9 protein-coding genes are annotated in these 19,160 nt (G+C 47.5%); 6 read left to right on the top strand and 3 right to left on the bottom strand.

Translation table 11 applies throughout. From position 1 onward, the window contains the following. Positions 1-214: 214 nt before the first annotated feature. The 3 genes from QUA78_RS28705 to QUA78_RS28695 all read right to left on the bottom strand — a co-directional run bounded on the left by QUA78_RS28705 (position 215) and on the right by QUA78_RS28695 (position 1,196). On the bottom strand, positions 215-547 hold the full coding sequence (locus tag QUA78_RS28705) for a DUF5615 family PIN-like protein (protein ID WP_333304219.1): 333 nt from the start codon (positions 545-547) through the stop codon (positions 215-217). Continuing rightward, a complete protein-coding gene (locus QUA78_RS28700) occupies positions 544-774 on the bottom strand; it encodes a DUF433 domain-containing protein (protein ID WP_333165230.1) in 231 nt (76 codons plus the stop codon). The genes QUA78_RS28705 and QUA78_RS28700 overlap by 4 nt, the downstream gene beginning before the upstream one ends. A gap of 131 nt (positions 775-905) precedes the next feature. Next, positions 906-1,196, bottom strand: a complete 291-nt coding sequence (locus QUA78_RS28695; protein WP_333304218.1) for a hypothetical protein — start codon at positions 1,194-1,196, stop codon at positions 906-908. Between the two features lie 177 nt (positions 1,197-1,373). On the opposite strand from QUA78_RS28695, the gene QUA78_RS28690 reads away from it, so the two are divergent. The 6 genes from QUA78_RS28690 (at position 1,374) to QUA78_RS28665 (ending at position 18,849) form a co-directional block, all read left to right on the top strand. Beyond that, a complete protein-coding gene (locus QUA78_RS28690; RefSeq protein WP_333304217.1) occupies positions 1,374-4,277 on the top strand; it encodes an S-layer family protein in 2,904 nt (967 codons plus the stop codon). A 65-nt stretch (positions 4,278-4,342) separates the two neighbouring features. Next, positions 4,343-7,237, top strand: a complete 2,895-nt coding sequence (locus QUA78_RS28685) for an S-layer family protein (protein ID WP_333304216.1) — start codon at positions 4,343-4,345, stop codon at positions 7,235-7,237. A gap of 61 nt (positions 7,238-7,298) precedes the next feature. Continuing rightward, positions 7,299-10,184: an S-layer family protein gene (locus tag QUA78_RS28680; RefSeq protein WP_333304215.1), complete on the top strand. Its 2,886-nt coding sequence runs from the start codon at positions 7,299-7,301 to the stop codon at positions 10,182-10,184. A 65-nt stretch (positions 10,185-10,249) separates the two neighbouring features. After that, entirely contained in the window at positions 10,250-13,138 is a 2,889-nt protein-coding gene (locus QUA78_RS28675) for a two-partner secretion domain-containing protein (RefSeq protein WP_333399158.1), read from the top strand. A 65-nt stretch (positions 13,139-13,203) separates the two neighbouring features. Continuing rightward, complete coding sequence (locus QUA78_RS28670) at positions 13,204-16,113, top strand: two-partner secretion domain-containing protein (RefSeq protein ID WP_333399157.1); 2,910 nt, start codon at positions 13,204-13,206, stop codon at positions 16,111-16,113. 120 nt (positions 16,114-16,233) lie between these two features. Further along, positions 16,234-18,849: a CHAT domain-containing protein gene (locus tag QUA78_RS28665; RefSeq protein ID WP_333304212.1), complete on the top strand. Its 2,616-nt coding sequence runs from the start codon at positions 16,234-16,236 to the stop codon at positions 18,847-18,849. Positions 18,850-19,160: the final 311 nt, after the last annotated feature.

Genomic DNA, 19,160 nt, shown 5'->3' with positions numbered 1-19,160 from the left:
GAAATAATAGTCCACCATATAGCCAGTCTGGGTTTCGGACACTCGATTAGATATAAAACTGTCCGAAGTATTGTAATTATAGTTCATTTGATATTATCTTCTCTGTTTGATCCTCACAAGTGAGTGTCAGTAACATCATACCTCATCTTTCTGAGAAAGGCTATATATCAATTATGTGTGTCTAACTTATAATTAGATCGCAGTTGCGGTACAGTTATGATAAAGCAAGCAGCGATAAATTATCGTCTTCAGAAAATAATTTGATTGCGTTAAAATCCCGACGCAGCAAATTTTCAACTTGCAATGTCGAACAGTTTCCAAGGCGAAGCCAAATAACTTTCGGTGGATTCCCAAACACTAAGCTCAGATCGTGCATATCCGCGTCTTTCGAGACAATCATCAAATTATTGTCTTTTGCATAATCCCAAACTACTGGGTCGATCGTTGCTTTCATGCCCACATCTCGAACGTGAAGCGAATTTGGGAAAATATCGCTCAAACGATTCGGCAACTTGGGCGACAAATTTTCATCAAAAAGTAATTTCATGCGGATAAGGTCGCGGTCATAAACCGACGCTCACGGTCAGCAGCATAAGCAATGCAGGCTTTTAAATCTTCTCGCGTCAGATCGGGAAAATCGTCGAGAATTTCTGCTTCGGTCATCTCGGAAGCCAGGTACTCAAGCACTTCATAAACCGTAATTCGCAAGCCGCGCACACAAGGCTTACCACCGCGTTTATTTGGCTCGATCGTGATGTGGTTTCGGTAGTTCATAGTTGGAATTATCGTCATTGTGTTTTCGACCTTTGCAAAATCTTAGCCTATGGGTGCGGATCTGGCAAGGTTGTCAATCTTGTTTTTAATACGATCGCGCAAAAGTTTTTTGAAATAGCGTAATCCAATTCTCATAGCTTATACATATAACGAAGTTCAAGTGCGTTGCAAAAGCTATTCAGGCGATTCAGCAAAGCATTGTAATAGAGATAGGCATCATCTCGTTCATCTTCAAGAAGGGCATACAGGGTCAGTTCTGGCTCTGCTGCTAGACGATCTTTAGGAACATCTAAGCCGGCTTCGGCTAGGCGCTCTGCTGCGATCGCGACTAACAATGACCCAACTGTATTCGTCTTACCATGATGAAGATCGTCCAATCCAGGTAGAATTAGCTCTGCTCCCGGCAACTCATTCAAGCTCATGACTGTTCCTCCTCTGAGTTACATTCAAACGTCGCACTGAAAAAAGCTATTTTTATTATATTTGGGAAAAGTCCACTTTAGGGGTGAAAGAGAGTCGATCGAACACTCGGGCGATCGCACTGATATAATTCTGATGGAACCGGAAACGATATTATATTATATAACAGGATTTAAGCTATGTCTCGCCTGTCTTCCGGCCTACTTTTTGCTTTCCTGTTGCTATTTCCCTCGAAAACCTTCGCCCAAATTATCCCCGATAATACCCTGGGCCCGGAAAGTTCGCGGACAGTTCCCGATACTATCAACAATTTACCCTCCGATAGAATCACAGGCGGTGCAACTCGCGGCGTTAACCTATTTCACAGTTGGCGCGAATTTAACATCCGTGAAGGGCGGGGAGCTTATTTTGAAAATCCCAGCGGAATTGCCAACATCTTCACCCGCGTTACGGGCAGCAACCCTTCTAATATTTTAGGAACTCTGGGAGTTTTAGGTAACGGCAACTTATTCTTAATTAACCCAAAAGGGATTGTTTTCGGCCCGAATGCTCGGTTAGATTTGCGCGGTGCGTTTATCGGTTCAACGGCTGACAGTATTGTGTTTAAGAACGGCTTTGAATTCAGCAGCACCAACCCGCAAACATCCCCGCTGTTAACCGTTAATATTCCCGTTGGTTTAAGATTTAGAGACAATCCCGGTGCAATTGTCAATCAATCAACGGCTTTAGGAAATGTAAATATCCCAGCCTCTGCTGTGCCAATTCCAATTAGCGATCGAGTTGGTTTAGCAGTAGAACCAGGTCAAACTTTAGCACTGATTGGCGGCGACATCCAACTCCAAGGCGGCAATTTAACCGCCAGCGGCGGACAAATTTTACTCGGTAGCGTCGCTAGTCCCGGTTTAGTTAATTTTGCACTGACTCCTCCTGTTACTCAGCAGGGGAATTTAACTGTTAATTATGACAATATTCAGAACTTCGGCAATATTCAAATATCCGATGGAACACTTATCGACACCAGCGGCATTGGTGGCGGCAGAGTAGAGTTAAAAGGTGGAAATGTCGCCCTCAGCGGTGCGCGAATTTATGCGCTGACACTGGGAAATATTGATGGTAGAGGTATCGATATCACCGCTCAAAAGTTGCGAGTGGAAAATGGCACGCAATTTTCTACTTTGACTCTAGGAGATGGTGCAGGAGGCCATATTAACTTCCGCGCTGCTGATTCAGTAGAAATGATCGGGCTCGGAGTTGAGGGCTATCAACAGCTTGCAATTAAATATTTGGTATCGGGAACTACAGACCCATTTGACCCGCTAATGATGCTGTTTAATGCTAGTGCTGGCGCTGGTTCGGGGGGGAATATGACGATCGACACCGGCCACCTGCTCTTCAACAATGGGGTAGTAGGTAGCGGCATCGCTTTTGGCGGTGGAAATGGCGGCAATTTAATTATTCGTGCCAATACTTTTGAGATGGTGGGTTCTGGAATTAACAACGGAACAGCTAAAGAAAGTAGCGGTGCCGGAGGAAGCATTAGTGTTGATGTCGCGAAATTAATTATGCGCGACGGTTCTATTCTCGGTACGACGAGCTACAGCAGCGGCCCGTCGGGGAATATTAACATTAAAGCTGCTGAATCAGTAGAATTGTCTAACAGCGGCCCGACAACAGTTGTGTCAACTGGAATTAGCACGCTGAGTATCGCTTCTAACGGCAGGGCGGGGAATATTAACGTCGATACCAAGCGGTTGAGTCTCTCTGGGGGTTCTGCGTTTACAGTAGGAACGGGTGTGTTAGTTGGTAGGTTTTTGTTTTCTAGGGATGGCGGGCCTGCTGGAAATTTAACAGTTAGGGCTACTGAATCAGTAGAAATTTCAGGCATTTCTCCACTTTTGAGCAGCGGAATTCAGAGTGCTAGTGCGCTGAGTTCTGGAACTTTGAGCTCTAGTCGGGGCGGGGATATTCGCATTGATACGCCAAGCCTAACCGTGCGGGATGGGGGAGTAGTTTCTACGAGTTCTTTAGGTGTAGGAGATGTGGGGAATATTACTGTTAATGCCGATCGCATTGAGGTCAGCGGCAGCGGAAATAACGGTCTGTTTCTCAGTACAATTGATGCTTCGGTTGGCAAGACATTTGGCACTAATCCCAATGCTACGGCAAATGCCGGTTCGTTGAATCTGAATGCCGATCGATTAATTGTCAGAGATGGAGCTACAGTGACGGTGCAGGCAACGGGAACCGGACGCGCTGGTAATATCAATATTGTCGCAAATTCGATCGACCTTGACAATAAAAGCAGTATTGACGGCACGACTATATCCGGTACAGGAGCAAATATTAACCTGCAAGCGCGATCGATCCAATTGCGCCGCAACACCCGAATTACCACCGATGCAGGCAGTTCTGACGGCGGCAATATTAACATCAGCAGCAACATTCTTGTCGCCCTCCCGCAAGAAAACAGCGACATTACAGCCAACGCCCGCACAGCAGGCGGCGGCCGCGTGAATATCAATGTCCCCAATGTCTTCGGCTTTACAGCAGCGAGTCGCGAACAAGTCAGAAGCAGGTTGGGGTTCAATGACGCCGAATTTGCAGCGTTGCAAGTAAGTCCTACATCCCTGCTTCCCAGCAGCGACATCGCCGCGATTTCCCAAAGTGGCGGCCCGGCTTTGCAAGGGGCGGTAACATTTAGTTCTTTTGGAGTGAATCCTGCTCAAGGTTTAGTGGAACTGCCGCAAAATTTGGTGAATCCGGCTGCGTTAATTGCTGCAAATCCCTGCATCCAAGGGGCCGAAAACGAGTTTACTGTGACAGGTCGGGGGGGATTGCCACCGAGTCCTCACGATGCCCTCAGCAGCAATTTTAGCCAGTTTAGTTGGGTGGAACCACCGGTAGGTGGAAGTCAGCAAATAGAAGACCACAGAGCATCCATAGAAGTTCAGCCAACAGAAATTATGCCCGCTCAAGGTTGGGTAATGGACGATCGAGGACAAGTAAGGCTGGTAGCCTATAATTCTGGTGGTGGTGCATCTATTCGCAGTCCGAAATCGACGGGTGTTTGCGTACCTCGATAGGTACTCTTCAGGTTTTAGCTAACCCGTCGCTATTTGCCTAATACTAAATTAACCAGACTTAAAAGATGCCCCGCCAATCTTGCGCCCTATTTTTTGCATTCTTACTGCTGTTTCCTTTCCCTGCGATCGCCCAAATCATCCCAGACAGCAGCTTGGGTGCAGAAAGTTCGCGGACAGCGACCGATACTATCAACAACTTACCCTCTGATAGAATCACTGGCGGTGCAACTCGCGGCGTTAACCTCTTTCACAGCTTGCGCGAATTTAACATCCGTCAAGGGCGGGGAGCTTATTTTGAAAATCCCAGCGGAATTGCCAACATCTTTACCCGCGTTACGGGTGGCAACCCTTCTAATATTTTAGGAACTCTGGGAGTTTTAGGCAACGGAAACTTGTTTTTAATTAACCCAAAAGGGATTGTCTTTGGCCCCAATGCGCGGTTAGATTTGCGCGGTTCATTTATTGGTTCAACTGGTAGTGGCGTTCTCTTTGATAATGGCTTTGAATTTAGTGCGGCTAATTCTAAGGCAGTGCCATTGTTAGCGATTAATATTCCTGTGGGTTTAATATTTCGAGACAATCCCGGTACAATTGTCAACTCTTCCCAAGCAATGGGCCCCACATCAACCTTATCAGAACTACCTGTCGAAATTCCTCTTTTTAACCAACTTGGTTTAGCAGTAGATCCCGGTCAAAACTTAGCCTTAATTGGCGGTGACATTCAACTACAAGGAGGAAACTTAACAGCTTATACCGGACAAATATTGCTGGGAAGTGTGAAAAGTCCAGGTTTAGTGCAATTTGAACCAACAGCTTTAGGTCTGAATTTAAACTACAGTAATATTCAGAATTTCGGTAATATTGAAATGAACGGTGCATCGATCAATACCAGCGGATTAGGAGGTGGGAAAGTTGAGATTAGAGGTGGAAATGTCACCCTCAACGGTTCGAGAATTTATAGCCTGACATTGGGAAATATAGACGGTAGAGGGATTGACATTAACGCCCAAAACTTCCGAGTACAGGGGGAGTCGCAAATATCCACCTTGGCGCTAGCTTCAGGGAAGGGGAGCGATATCAATATCCGCGCCACTGACTCAGTAGAAATGAGTGGGATTGGCTTTGAGAGCTATCAACAATTTTTAGTTAATTATCGGAGATTGAGAACAATCGATCCTTTTGATCCGCAAATTGTTCTGACCACTGGCACTTCTGGCACAGGAGCGGCAGGAGACATCGCGATTGATACCGAACGCCTGCTGATAGACAATGGGGCTGTAGTAGGTAGCAGCACGTTAGGTGTAGGAAATGGGGGAAATATTAACATCCATGCCAACTTTCTCGATCAGGCTGGTTCTACGGTCAGCAGTGGGTCATTACTGGGTAGTAGCGGTACGGGGGGAAACATCACCGTTGCCAGCCAGAAATTAATCGTGCGTGATGGTGCTATTCTCACCAGTACCACCAGCAGTGAGGGAGCATCAGGAAATATCACTATTAAAGCCGCTGAATCAGTAGAAGTGTTAAGGACTCCCCCTGGGAGTGTGGTGCAAACTTTGATCGGCGCCGCCTCTATAGATCCCAATGGGACAGGTAGAGCCGGGGATATTACTATCGACACCAAGCGGTTAATTGCTGCCCAAGGAGCCGGAATTGCTGTATCGAGCGGTGGGACTATTGGTAATAGTCTCTTCTCTAATGGGGGACCCGGAGGCAATTTGACAATTAGGGCCTCTGAGTCGGTAGAGTTAGTAGGTATCTCTGGAGTTTTGGCAAATGGAGAATACAATCTTAGTTTCTTAGCCAGTGAAACCAGTGGTTCTAGTCAGGGAGGCAATATTTACATTGCCACGCCTGTGCTGACTTTGCGGGATGGGGGAGTAATTTTACAGTCTTCTTTGGGTACCGGAAATGCAGGCAGCCTCACGATTGATGCCGATCGCGTAGAAGTCTTGGGCAGCGCTCTTAACGGTCGATTTATTAGTCAAATTGACGGTTCGGGGGGCAATTTCTTGGGCATTCCCATTCCCAACGCTACGGGAAATGCGGGTTCAATTAATCTCAAGGTCGATCGATTGACGGTTCGGGATGGGGCCGCGATCAGCGTCCGGGCTCTGGGAAGGGCGCAAGCTGGTACTCTCACCGTTGTAGCCGACTCAATTGTCCTTGATAACAAAGGCAGCATTAATGGCACAACTGATGCAGGCGGCGGGGCAAATATTAACCTTCAAGCGCAAGACATTCAGTTGCGGCGCGGTAGCAGAATTACCACCGATACAGGTAATTCAGATGGTGGAAATATCAGAATTAATAGCGAACTTTTGGTAGCTTTACCGCGAGAGAACAGTGATATTACAGCTAATGCTCGCACAGCTATGGGCGGACAAGTTACGGTCAATGTACCAAATATCTTTGGCTTTACAAGCATTAACCGCGAACAAGCTAGGAGTAGTTTAGGACTGAGTGATGCTGAATTTGCAGCGTTGCAAGTAAGTCCGACTTCTCTAATTCCTACCAGCGATATTGCGGCGATTTCTCAAAGTAGCGGCCCAGCTTTGCAAGGAGCAGTAACGTTTAGCACTACTGGGGTAAATCCCGCTCAAGGGTTAGTAGAATTAGAGCAAAATGTAGTCGATCCCAGCACATTAATTGCTGCTAATCCCTGCATAGAAGGGGCAGGAAACGAGTTTACTGTTACTGGGAAAGGAGGAGTGCCACCGAGTCCTAATGATGCCCTCAGCACCGCAGCAGCGCCGTTTCCTTGGGTGGAACCAGCCTTAGGTGGAAGTCAGCAAGTAGAAGGCGAAAGAGTATCCATAGAAGTTCGGCCAACAGAAATTATTCCGGCTCAAGGTTGGGTAATGGACGATCGAGGACAAGTAAGCCTGGTAGCGTATAATTCAGGTGGTGGTGCATCTCTTCGCAGTCCGAAATCGACGGGTGTTTGCGTACCTCGATAGGTACTCTTCAGGTTTGATCTGCGCGCTCGTTTTTTCATACCAAATTAACAGGATTCCAAGTATGCCCCGCCAATCTTCAGCCCTAATTTTTGCTTTCTTACTACTGTTTCCTTTCCCTGCGATCGCTCAAATTATCCCAGACAGCAGCTTGGGTGCAGAAAGTTCGCGCACAGTACCCGCAACTATTAACAATTTACCCTCTGATAGAATAGAAGGCGGTGCAACTCGCGGTGTCAATTTATTTCACAGTTTTAGAGAATTTAATGTCGGTGAAGGACGCGGCACATATTTTGCCAATCCTAACGGCATTCTTAATATTTTTACACGCGTTACGGGTGGCAATCCTTCCAATATTTTAGGCGTGTTGGGAGTTCAAGGCAGTGCTAACTTATTTTTACTTAATCCCAAAGGAATTGTATTTGGTCCCAATGCTCGGTTAGATTTACGCGGCTCATTTATCGGTTCTACAGCTAGCGGCGTTCTCTTTGATAATGGCTTTGAATTTAGCGCTGCAAATTCTAATGCAGTGCCATTATTAGCGATTAATATTCCTGTGGGTTTGAGATTCCGAGAAAATTCTGGTACAATTATTAACCAATCAATTGCTGCTAACCCATCACCGCCTGACCTTCCCCTACCATTACCAATTTTTAATAAAATTGGTTTAGCAGTAGACCCTGGTCAAACCTTAGCGCTAGTAGGGGGAGATCTCCAATTCAACGGGGGAATCGCTACCGCCAGTACCGGACAAATCCTTCTGGGAAGTATCAAAAGTCCAGGTTTAGTGCAATTTGAACCAACCGCATTAGGTCTGAATTTAAACTATGGTAATATTCAGAACTTCGGCAATATTGAAATGAACGGTGCGTCGCTCAATACCAGCGGATTAGGAGGAGGGAAAGTTGACATCAGGGGTTCAAATGTCACTCTCAACGGTTCAGGAATTTATGGACTGACACTAGGAAATATGGACGGCAGAGGCATTGACATCAATGCCCAAAACTTACGATTAGAGGGGGGGGCGCAAATTTTCACCACGACCCTGGGAGAGGGGAAAGGGAGTGATATCAACATCCGCGCTATTGACTCAGTAGAAATGATCGGGTTGGGAATTGAGGGCTATCAGCAGCTTACAGAAAATTTTCAGACATCGGGAACAGGCAACCCCTTTATTTCGCAAATTGTTCTGTTCACTAGCGCTATTGGCAGTGGAGCTGCCGGAGATATTAACATTGAAGCCGGACGCCTGTTCCTACGCGAGGGGGTAGTGGCCGGTGCCCCCACCTTTGGTGCTGGGAATGGCGGAAATCTGAGTATCCGCGCCAACACCGTCGAACTCGTCAGTTCAACGCTCTATAACGGAACAACGAACCAAAGCACTGGTCAAGGCGGAAACATCACTGTTGAAGCCCAACGGTTAATACTGCGCGATGGCGGTGCGTTTGCCAGCTTCAGCCTTAGTGATGGAGCATCGGGGAATATCGCGATTAAAGCGAGTGAATCTGTGGAATTATCGGGTGGTCTTCCTGTAGGTCTAGGGCAAACTCGGCTCGGCACGAATACTTTTGAGGGGAATGGAAAAGGTGGGGATATTAGCATCGACACTAAGCGGCTGAGTGTTTCTAATGGAGCCACAATTAGTTTAACGACGGGTGCGATTTTTGGCCAACTCGTGTTTTCTACAAGTGGGGGGACGGGAGGAAATTTAACTGTGAGAGCCTCCGAGTCTATAGAAGTGAGCGGCGAGTCAAGATTTTTGGGGAATGCGGGCTATGTAGCAAGTTCTTTTGTTACTCAAACTGCAAGTTCTGGTAGAGGTGGAGATATCCGCCTCTCAACACCTAAACTAACTGTGCAGAATGGCGGCGTTATTTCTGCGGCTTCTTTGGGTATAGCAGATGCAGGAGATATTACAATTAATGCCGATCGCTTACAAGTGCAAGGTATTGGGAGTAACAGTCGGTTGAGAAGTGGAATTGAGGCCTCGGCTGGTAGGGCGTTTAATGCTGTCAATTCCACTGCTAGCGGAAATGCAGGCTCGTTGAATTTGAATGCTAGTCAATTGATTCTTCGGGATAGTGCAGTGGTTAATGTTCAATCTTCAGGAACAGGTAGGGCTGGCAATATTAACGTTGTAGCTAACTCAATTGCCCTGGATAATAAAAGCGTAATTGATGGCACGACTGTCTCTGGTACAGGGGCAAATATTAACCTTCAAGCGCAAGACATTCAGTTGCGGCGCGGCAGTAGAATCACCACGGATGCAGGTATTTCTGAGGGCGGTAATATCAAAATTAATAGCGAACTTTTGGTAGCTTTACCGCGAGAGAACAGTGATATTACAGCTAATGCTCGCACAGCTATGGGCGGACAAGTTACGGTCAATGTACCAAATATCTTTGGCTTTACAAGCATTAACCGCGAACAAGCTAGGAGTAGTTTAGGACTGAGTGATGCTGAATTTGCAGCGTTGCAAGTAAGTCCGACTTCTCTAATTCCTACCAGCGATATTGCGGCGATTTCTCAAAGTAGCGGCCCAGCTTTGCAAGGAGCAGTAACGTTTAGCACTACTGGGGTAAATCCCGCTCAAGGGTTAGTAGAATTAGAGCAAAATGTAGTCGATCCCAGCACATTAATTGCTGCTAATCCCTGCATAGAAGGGGCAGGAAACGAGTTTACTGTGACTGGGAAAGGAGGAGTGCCACCGAGTCCTAATGATGCCCTCAGCAGCGCAGCAGCGCCGTTTCCTTGGGTGGAATCAGCTTTAGGTGAAAGCCAGCAAGTAGAAGGCGAAAGAGCATCCATAGCAGTTGGGCCAACAGAAATTATGCCCGCTCAAGGTTGGGTAATGGACGATCGAGGACAAGTAAGGCTGGTAGCGTATAATTCAGGTGGTGCTGCTTCTACTCGCAGTCCGAAATCGACGGGTGTTTGCGTACCTCGATAGGCACTCTTTAGGTTTTAGCTAACCCTTCGCTATTTTCCTAATATTAAATTAACCAGACTTCAAAGATGCTCCGCCAATATTCCGCCCTATTTTGTGCATTATTAGTGCTGTGTCCTTTCCCCGCCGTCGCCCAAATCATCCCAGATAGCAGCTTGGGTGCAGAAAGTTCGCGGACAGTTCCCGACAGGATTAATAATTTACCATCGGACAGAATAGAAGGCGGTGCAACTCGCGGAGTAAATTTATTTCACAGTTTACGAGAATTTAACGTAGGTGAAGGCCGAGGAGCATATTTTGCGAATCCTAACGGAATTGCGAATATTTTCACCCGCGTTACGGGTGGCAATCCTTCTAATATTTTAGGTGTGCTGGGAGTACAAGGTAATGCTAACTTGTTCTTACTTAATCCCAAAGGAATTGTCTTCGGTCCCAATGCGAGGTTAGATTTGCGCGGTTCATTTTTAGCAAGTTCTGCTGATAGCGTAGTTTTCGAGAAGGGCTATCAATTCAGCAGCAGCAATCCCCAATTAATCCCGCTGTTAAATGTCTATATACCGCTCGGTTTGAACTTTAGAGAAAATCCGGGAAAAATCATTAACTATTCAGCAGCACCAGCCTTGATTTTACCAAAATTACCCCCAGCAATTCCGCCGATTTTCAATAACACGGGCTTAGGAGTTGGGCCCGGACAAACTCTTGCCCTAGTGGGGGGAGATCTTGAATTAAATCAGGGAACACTCACTGCATCTACCGGACAAATTTTGCTCGGTAGCGTCACCAGTCCGGGGATGGTCGGATTGGGGACAACGCCATTTGGATTAAGTTTAAACTATGACAAGATTTCCAACTTTGGTAATATTAAAGTAACCAACGGCTCACTAATCAATACCAGTGGACTAGGTGGCGGTAAAGTCGATATTCGAGGTGGAAATGTTAACCTCAACGGTGGGCGAATTTATGCACTAACTTTGGGAAATATCGACGGTAGGGGCATCGATATTAACGCTCAACAGTTTCGGGCCCAAGGTGGAGCGCAAATCTCTACACTGACAGCAGGAAGTGGTGCCGGAGGCGCGATCGACATCCGCGCTACCGACTCAGTAGAACTCATCGGGATTGGATTTGAGAGCTTTCAAAACTTTGTCAAAAATTATACAGCCTCTGGAGGAATCAACCCCTTTGACCCACAAATTCTGCTGGAAACTAGCACTGCTGGCATGGGTGATGCGGGAAACATCTTAATCGATACAGGACAACTGCTGATCGACAATGGAACCGTATCGGGTAGCGCTACGTTAGGTGCTGGCAACGCCGGAAATATGACCATCCGTGCCAGGGTTTTCGATCTGGTCGGTTCAGGGATCAACAGCGGCACACTCGCGGGGAGTACGGGTAGGGGAGGAAATATCACCTTTGAGGGAGAACGTTTTATCGTACGCGATGGCAGTGCGCTCATCAGCACCACTCGCAGTGAAGCACCATCGGGGAATATCAACATTAAAGCGAATGAATCAGTAGAAGTGCTGCGGACTCCGGCTCGAAGTCCCGTAGCAACCTTGATTGGTGCAACCGCAATCAGCATTAACGGGAAAGCCGGAGACATTAATATCGACACGAAGCGGTTGAGGCTCTCTGAGGGAGGCGGAATTAGTTTATCTAGCGGATCGGTTGTGGGCAACCAACCCTTGAATACAACTGGGGGGCCAGGAGGTAATTTAACAATTAAAGCTACTGAGTCAGTCACACTAGAGGGTATTTCTGGAGTTTTGGCGAATGGGAGTCGGAATCCTAGTTTCATCTCCGCTGATACCAACTCTGCTGCTCGGGGAGGGAGTATGAAGATTTCTACACCTTTAGTAATTCTGCGGGATGGAGGACTTATTTCTACTGCATCTTTAGGCAAAGGAGAAGCAGGAAGCCTCACGATCGATGCGGGGCGCGTAGAGGTGATTGGTAATGGGGGTCAAGGTGAATTTAACAGTCAAATTCAGACTTCCGTTGGCATTGTCTCTCGCGTTAGAAATCCCAATGCTACGGCTAACGGAGGTTCCTTGAATCTGAATGTCGGGCAATTGATTCTTCGCAATGGGGGAACACTCAATCTGCAAGCATTGGGTTCGGCACGGGCTGGTAACATTAACGTCAAAGCAGATGCAATTTCCCTTGACAACCAAAGCAGCATTGACGGTAGAACGGCATCCGGCCCCGGAGCAAATATTAACCTTGAAGCACGAGATATCCAGTTGCGCCGAGGTAGCAGAATTACAACTGATGCCAGTATTTCTGATGGTGGCAATATCAACATTAAAAGCGATATTTTGGTCGCCCTCCCGCAAGAAAACAGCGACATCACAGCCAATGCGCGATCGGCTCAAGGTGGTCGGGTTAATATTAATGTCCCCAATGTTTTCGGGTTTACATCAGTCACTCGCGAACAGGTTCGAGGGAGTTTGGGATTAACAGATGCTCAATTTGCAGCGTTGCAAGTAAGTCCGACTTCTTTAGTTCCTACCAGCGATATTGCGGCGATTTCCCAAAGTAGCGGCCCGGCTTTGCAAGGTAGTGTTACATTTAGTTCTTCTGGAGTGAATCCTGCTCAAGGTTTAGTGGAACTGCCGCAAAATGTTGTCGATCCGGCTGCGTTAATTGCTGCAAATCCCTGCACGCAAGATGCCGGGAGCGCATTTACCGTCACTGGGAAAGGAGGAGTGCCACTCAGTCCTAATGATGTTCTCAGCAGCCCTCTATCGCCGTTGCCTTGGGTGGAACCAGCGGTAGGTGGAAGTCAGCAAATAGAAGGCCTCATACCATCCCTCGAAATTCGACCAACAGAAATTATTCCCGCTCAAGGTTGGGTAATGGACGATCGAGGAGAAGTAACGCTGTTAGCGTATAATTCACGTGGTGCATCTCTTCGCAGTCCGAAACCGACGGGTGTTTGCGTACCTCAATAGGTAATGTTCAGGTTTTAGCTAACCCGTCGCTATTTTCCTCATATTAAATTAACAGGAATTAAAAGATGCAGCGCCAATCTTGCGCCCTATTTTTTGCATTCTTACTGCTGTGTCCTTTCCCTGCGATCGCCCAAATCATCCCCGATAATTCCCTGGGCGCGGAAAGTTCGCGCACAGTTCCCGATACTATCAACAACTTACCCTCAGATAGAATCACTGGCGGTGCAACTCGTGGCGTTAACCTCTTTCACAGCTTGCGCGAATTTAACATCCGTGAAGGGCGGGGAGCTTATTTTGACAATCCCAGCGGAATCACCAACATATTCACCCGCGTTACGGGCCCAAACTCCTCAAATATTTTAGGAACTCTGGGAGTTTTGGGAAACGGCAATTTATTCTTAATTAACCCGAAAGGAATTGTCTTCGGTCCCAAGGCGCGGCTAGATTTGCGCGGTTCATTTTTAGCAAGTTCTGCTGATAGCGTAGTTTTCGATAATGGCACTCAATTTAGCAGCAGTAATCCCCAATCCTTACCGCTTTTAAATGTCAATATACCTATCGGTTTAAACTTTAGAGAAAATCCGGGAAAAATCATTAACTATTCAGCAGCACCAGCCTTGACTTTACCACAATTACCCCCAGCAATCCCGCAGATTTTCAATAACATTGGCTTAGGAGTTGGGCCCGGACAAACTCTCGCCCTAGTGGGGGGAGATCTTGAATTAAATCAGGGAACACTCACTGCATCTACCGGACAAATTTTGCTGGGTAGCGTCGCTAGTCCGGGGATGGTTGGATTGGGGGCAACGCCATTGGGATTAAGTTTAAACTATAACAAGATTTCCAACTTTGGTAATATTGAAATAACCAACGGCTCACTGCTCAACACCAGTGGACTAGGTGGTGGCAAAATCGATATTCGAGGTGGAAATGTCGCCCTGAACAATGGGCGAATTTATGCACTGACTTTGGGAAATATCGACGGTAGGGGCATCGATATTAACGCTCAAAATTTTCTAGCCCAAGGTGGAACGCAAATCTCCACGCTGACAGCAGGAAGTGGTGCCGGAGGCGCGATCGACATCCGCGCTACCGACTCAGTAGAAACGATCGGCCTTGGATTAGAGACCTATAGAGTGTTTGGTGGTAGGTATGTGGTATCTGGCTCGTTCAAGCCTTTTGACCCACAAATTGTTCTGATCTCTGGCACTGCTGGCATGGGAAATGCCGGAAACATCACGATCGACACGGGAAAACTGCTGATAGGAAACGGAACCGCATTGACTAGCCCCACGTTAGGTGCTGGCAACGCCGGAAATATTAGCATCCGTGCCGGGATTTTCGATCTGGTCGCTTCTGGAATCAACAGCGGCACACTTGCCGGGAGTACGGGTAGGGGAGGAAATATCACCTTTGAGGGAGAACGTTTAACCGTGCGCGATAATTCTGCTTTTATTAGCGTTACGCGCGATCGAGGATCATCGGGGAATATCAACATTAAAGCGACTGAATCAGTAGAAGTGCTGCGTACTCCCGCTGGAAGTCCCGTAGCAAACTTAATCGGCTCAACTGCGAATGGTTTGAATGGGGAAGCTGGGGACATTAATATCGACACGAAGCGGTTGATTATCTCTGAAGGAGGCGGAATTGGTTTATCTAGCGGCTCAGTTGTGGGCAACCAACCATTGAATACAACGGGCGGGCGCGGAGGTACTTTGACAGTTAGGGCCAGTGAGTCAGTAACAATAGAGGGTATTTCTGAAGTTTTGGCGAATGGGAGTCGGAATCCTAGTTTCATCTCCGCTGATGCCAACGCAGCTAATCGGGGAGGGAGTATAAATATTTCTACACCCCTACTGACTCTCCGGGGTGGGGGAGTTATTTCTACTGCATCTTTAGGCAAAGGAGATGCCGGAAGCATTACGATCGATGCGGGGCGCGTAGAGGTGATTGGTAATGGGGGTCAAGGTGAATTTAACAGCCAAATTCAAACTTCCGTTGGGATTGCCTCTGGCGTTAGAAATCCCAATGCTACGGCTAACGGAGGTTCCTTGAATCTGAATGTCGGGCAATTGATTCTTCGCAATGGGGGAACACTCAATCTGCAAGCATTGGGTTCGGCACGGGCTGGTAACATTAACGTCAAAGCAGATGCAATTTCCCTTGACAACCAAAGCAGCATTGACGGTAGAACGGCATCCGGCCCCGGAGCAAATATTAACCTTGAAGCACGAGATATCCAGTTGCGCCGAGGTAGCAGAATTACAACTGATGCCAGTATTTCTGATGGTGGCAATATCAACATTAAAAGCGATATTTTGGTCGCCCTCCCGCAAGAAAACAGCGACATCACAGCCAATGCGCGATCGGCTCAAGGTGGTCGGGTTAATATTAATGTCCCCAATGTTTTCGGGTTTACATCAGTCACTCGCGAACAGGTTCGAGGTACTTTGGGATTAACAGATGCTCAATTTGCAGCGTTGCAAGTAAGTCCGACTTCTCTAATTCCTACCAGCGATATTGCGGCGATTTCCCAAAGTAGCGGCCCGGCTTTGCAAGGTACTGTAACATTTAGTTCTTCTGGGGTGAATCCCGCTCAAGGTTTAGTGGAACTGCCGCAAAATGTGGTCAATCCGGCTGCGTTAATTGCTGCAAATCCCTGCATCAAAGGGGCCGATAGCGAGTTTACCGCTACTGGTCGAGGGGGATTGCCATCAAGTCCTAATGATGTCCTCAGCAGCGCTGCATCCCCGTTTCCTTGGGTGGAAGGGGCAGGAAGAGGGAATAAGGAAGAAGGGATTGAGTTCGAGGGTGGAAATGGTTCGAGGGAAGAAGGCATTCGGCAAGAGGAAGTTGTTCCGGCGCAAGGTTGGGTGGTGAATGCGAAAGGGGAGGTAACTCTTGTTGGATATAATTCGGGTAATGCTGCTGACTCTCGCAATCCTCGGCAGAATTCTGGTTGTGTGCCTCGTTGAAGTTAGCTTTTTTTTTACCGCAGATGTAGGCGGATTAACGGGGATTAACGCAGATCGAGAATAAGATGTATTTGGGTTAGTTAGTATGTGTGTCTGCGGCTGTAATTTTATTTTTTAAATATGAAGTTTTCCCGATCGCTCCGGCAAGTAATTCTGTTATTTGTGATTTCCTGTCTGCTAGCAGTTGCGATTCCTCCGGGAGTTGCTCAGGTTAATCCACCACAAGCGGTGCAGCTTGTCCGACAAGCTCGAAGTCTGTACCGAGAGGAACGTTTTGCGGAAGCTGTACCGCTGTTGCAGCAAGCGGCGGCGGCGTTTGAGGCAAAAGGTGAAAATCTCGATCGCGCCACAGCTTTGAGCAATTTAGCTGCAACCTACGGGCAGTTGGCGCTTTGGGAACAGGCAGAACAAGCTGTGAATTCGAGTTTGTCGGCTGTGCGAACACAAGCCAAAACTCCCGAACAGCAGCGGATTTTGGCTGAAACTCTCAATATTCAAGGACAGTTGCAACTCGAACGGGGGCAGACTCAAGATGCGATCGATATTTGGACACAAGCTGCTAAAATTTTTGAGCAAATTGATAGTAAAAATCAACTTGTTCAAGTTCAAATTAATCAAAGTCGGGCTTGGGAAACTCTCGGACTTTACCCCAGAGCTTGCAAAATTTTGTTAGCTTCTTTTAAGCTGGAAAACCAAACTTGCGAAGTTTCGACAGCGGGTTTGGAAACTTTGAAAAATGGGTCGATTTCCCTCGAACAAGTCCGGGCGATTCATGCTTTAGGGCGGGTACTGCGGGTTTTGGGACAACTGGAACGTTCCGAGGATTTGCTGTCAGCGGGACTAGAAGCAGCCCAAAAATTAGGTGCTCGGCCAGAGGAGGCTGCAATTTATCTCAATCTGGGCAATACGGTACGGGCTAAAAGCAATAAACCGGGTTTGACACCCAAACAGCGGGCTGATTTTGAACGCTTGGCCCTAGAGTATTATGCTCGATCGACCGAGGCGATGCCGGAACGATCTCTTTTACAAATTCAGGCGAAGTTAAACCAATTGAGTTTGTTGGTCGATCGCAAAAATTGGTCTGAGGCAGAGGTTTTGTGGCGTTCTATCGAACCTCAAGCCGCTCAATTTGGGTCGAACCGCGCCGGACTTTACGCTCAAATTAATCTAGCGCAAAGCTTGATGAAATTAGCTCAGTCGCCTGCGGAAACTTTGAGTTTAAGCGATATTGACAAAATGCTCGATCGCTCTGTCGAACCAGCAAAGAGTTTGGGCGACCAACGCATACAAGCTTATATTCTGGCAGCTAAAGGCAAACTATCGGAAATCCAAAATCAGTATCAGAAAGCGGAAAATCTTACAATTCAGGCTTTGAGTTTAGCACCGGGGTTTCAATCTCCCGATATTGCTTACCAATTGTTTTGGCAACTGGGACGGATTCGGAAAGGTCAGGGGAATACAGAAGGGGCGATCGTTCAATATACTCAAGCTGTGAATGTACTGTCTTCTCTGCGGGGCGATTTGGTGACAGTCAATCCCGAAGTGCAATTTTCGTTTCGGGAAAGTGCCGAACCGGTTTATCGGGAATTAGTCGGGCTGCTTTTGCAAGAGGAATCTCCCAGTCAAGCTAAATTGAAACTGGCGCGCCAAACGGTGGAATCTTTGCAGTTGGCGGAATTGGACAACTTTTTTCGGGATGCTTGCGCTGATGCTAAACCAAAGTCGATCGAGGAAATCGATCCGACAGCGGCGGTGATTTATCCGATTATTTTGAGCGATCGTTTGGAGGTAATTTTGTCAATTCCCGGCAAACCCCTGCGCCGCTACACTACTCACAAGTCTCAAGCCGAGTTGGAAACTGCCTTCAGACGAGCCAAAAATGTCATCAGGCCTGCTGCTTTCCCCCGCGACAGGAGGCAACCCGTCGAACAGGTTTATGACTGGTTAATCCGCCCTGCAGAGGCGGATTTGACGGCCGCCGGGATTAAAACCCTGGTATTTGTACTCGACGGTTACTTGCGCAATCTGCCGATGGCGGTGCTGCACGACGGTGAAAAGTTTTTGGTAGAAAAATACAGTATTGCTTTGGCGCCGGGATTGCAATTGCTGGCACCGAAACCGCTGAACAAAGTTAAGTTAAGAGTGCTAACCGCTGCCCTTTCGGAAGCCCGTCAAGGCTTCTCGGCTTTGCCGGGGGTGACGCAGGAAGTTCAGCAAATTGCAGCCGAGATGCCGGCGAGTTCGCTGCTGAATGAAGATTTTGTCAGCGGGCGGTTGCACGATCGAATTAAAGCGGTGTCTTACCCGATCGTCCATTTGGCAACTCACGGTCAGTTTAGCTCGAATGCGGCGGATACTTTTATTGTGACTTGGGATCAGAAAGTGAATGTTAAGGAGTTCGATCGACTGCTGCGAGCCCGCACTGGGGAGAAACAACAGCCGATCGAACTTTTGGTTTTGAGTGCTTGCGAAACTGCTTCGGGCGATAACCGCGCGGCTTTGGGTTTGGCCGGGGCCGCCATTCGATCGGGTGCCCGCAGCACCGCCGCCACTCTTTGGCAAGTCAACGACGAATCTACAGCTATCTTTATGACTGAGTTTTACCGGCAGCTTGCTTCTTCTAAAACCAGCAAAGCTGAAGCCCTCCGCAACGCTCAATTAACGCTGCTGAAAAACAAACAGTATCAGAATCCGTATTTCTGGGCACCTTTCGTGCTAGTGGGCAATTGGCAGTAATTTATTTGAAGGCAGAGGAAAGAAGGCAGAAGGATTTAGGGCGTTGCTGAATACAGGTATGAATTCAAGATTTCCCAATTGCTATAAGCCCGCTTGAGGGTGAGTTTTGTAACTTCAAGCGAAAAGTTGATTCATACCGTGAATCAGCAACGCCTAATTCATTACCTCAAGTTTGGTGATGTCCCTGTACCCGCGCGCTTCATCCCTTAATTCAGCAACGCCTAAAAGATGTCATAAGCTGCTACGCAGCTAAACCGGATAAAATAGCATTGCCTTTATTTTTGATTTTTCGATCCCATTTAATAACCATT

This window comes from Microcoleus sp. K4-B3 (assembly GCF_036704615.1).
In the GTDB taxonomy this organism is placed as follows: Bacteria; Cyanobacteriota; Cyanobacteriia; order Cyanobacteriales; family Microcoleaceae; genus Microcoleus.
The sequence above is the reverse complement of the archived record's forward strand: the minus strand, read 5'-3'. Positions and strand labels throughout refer to the sequence as shown.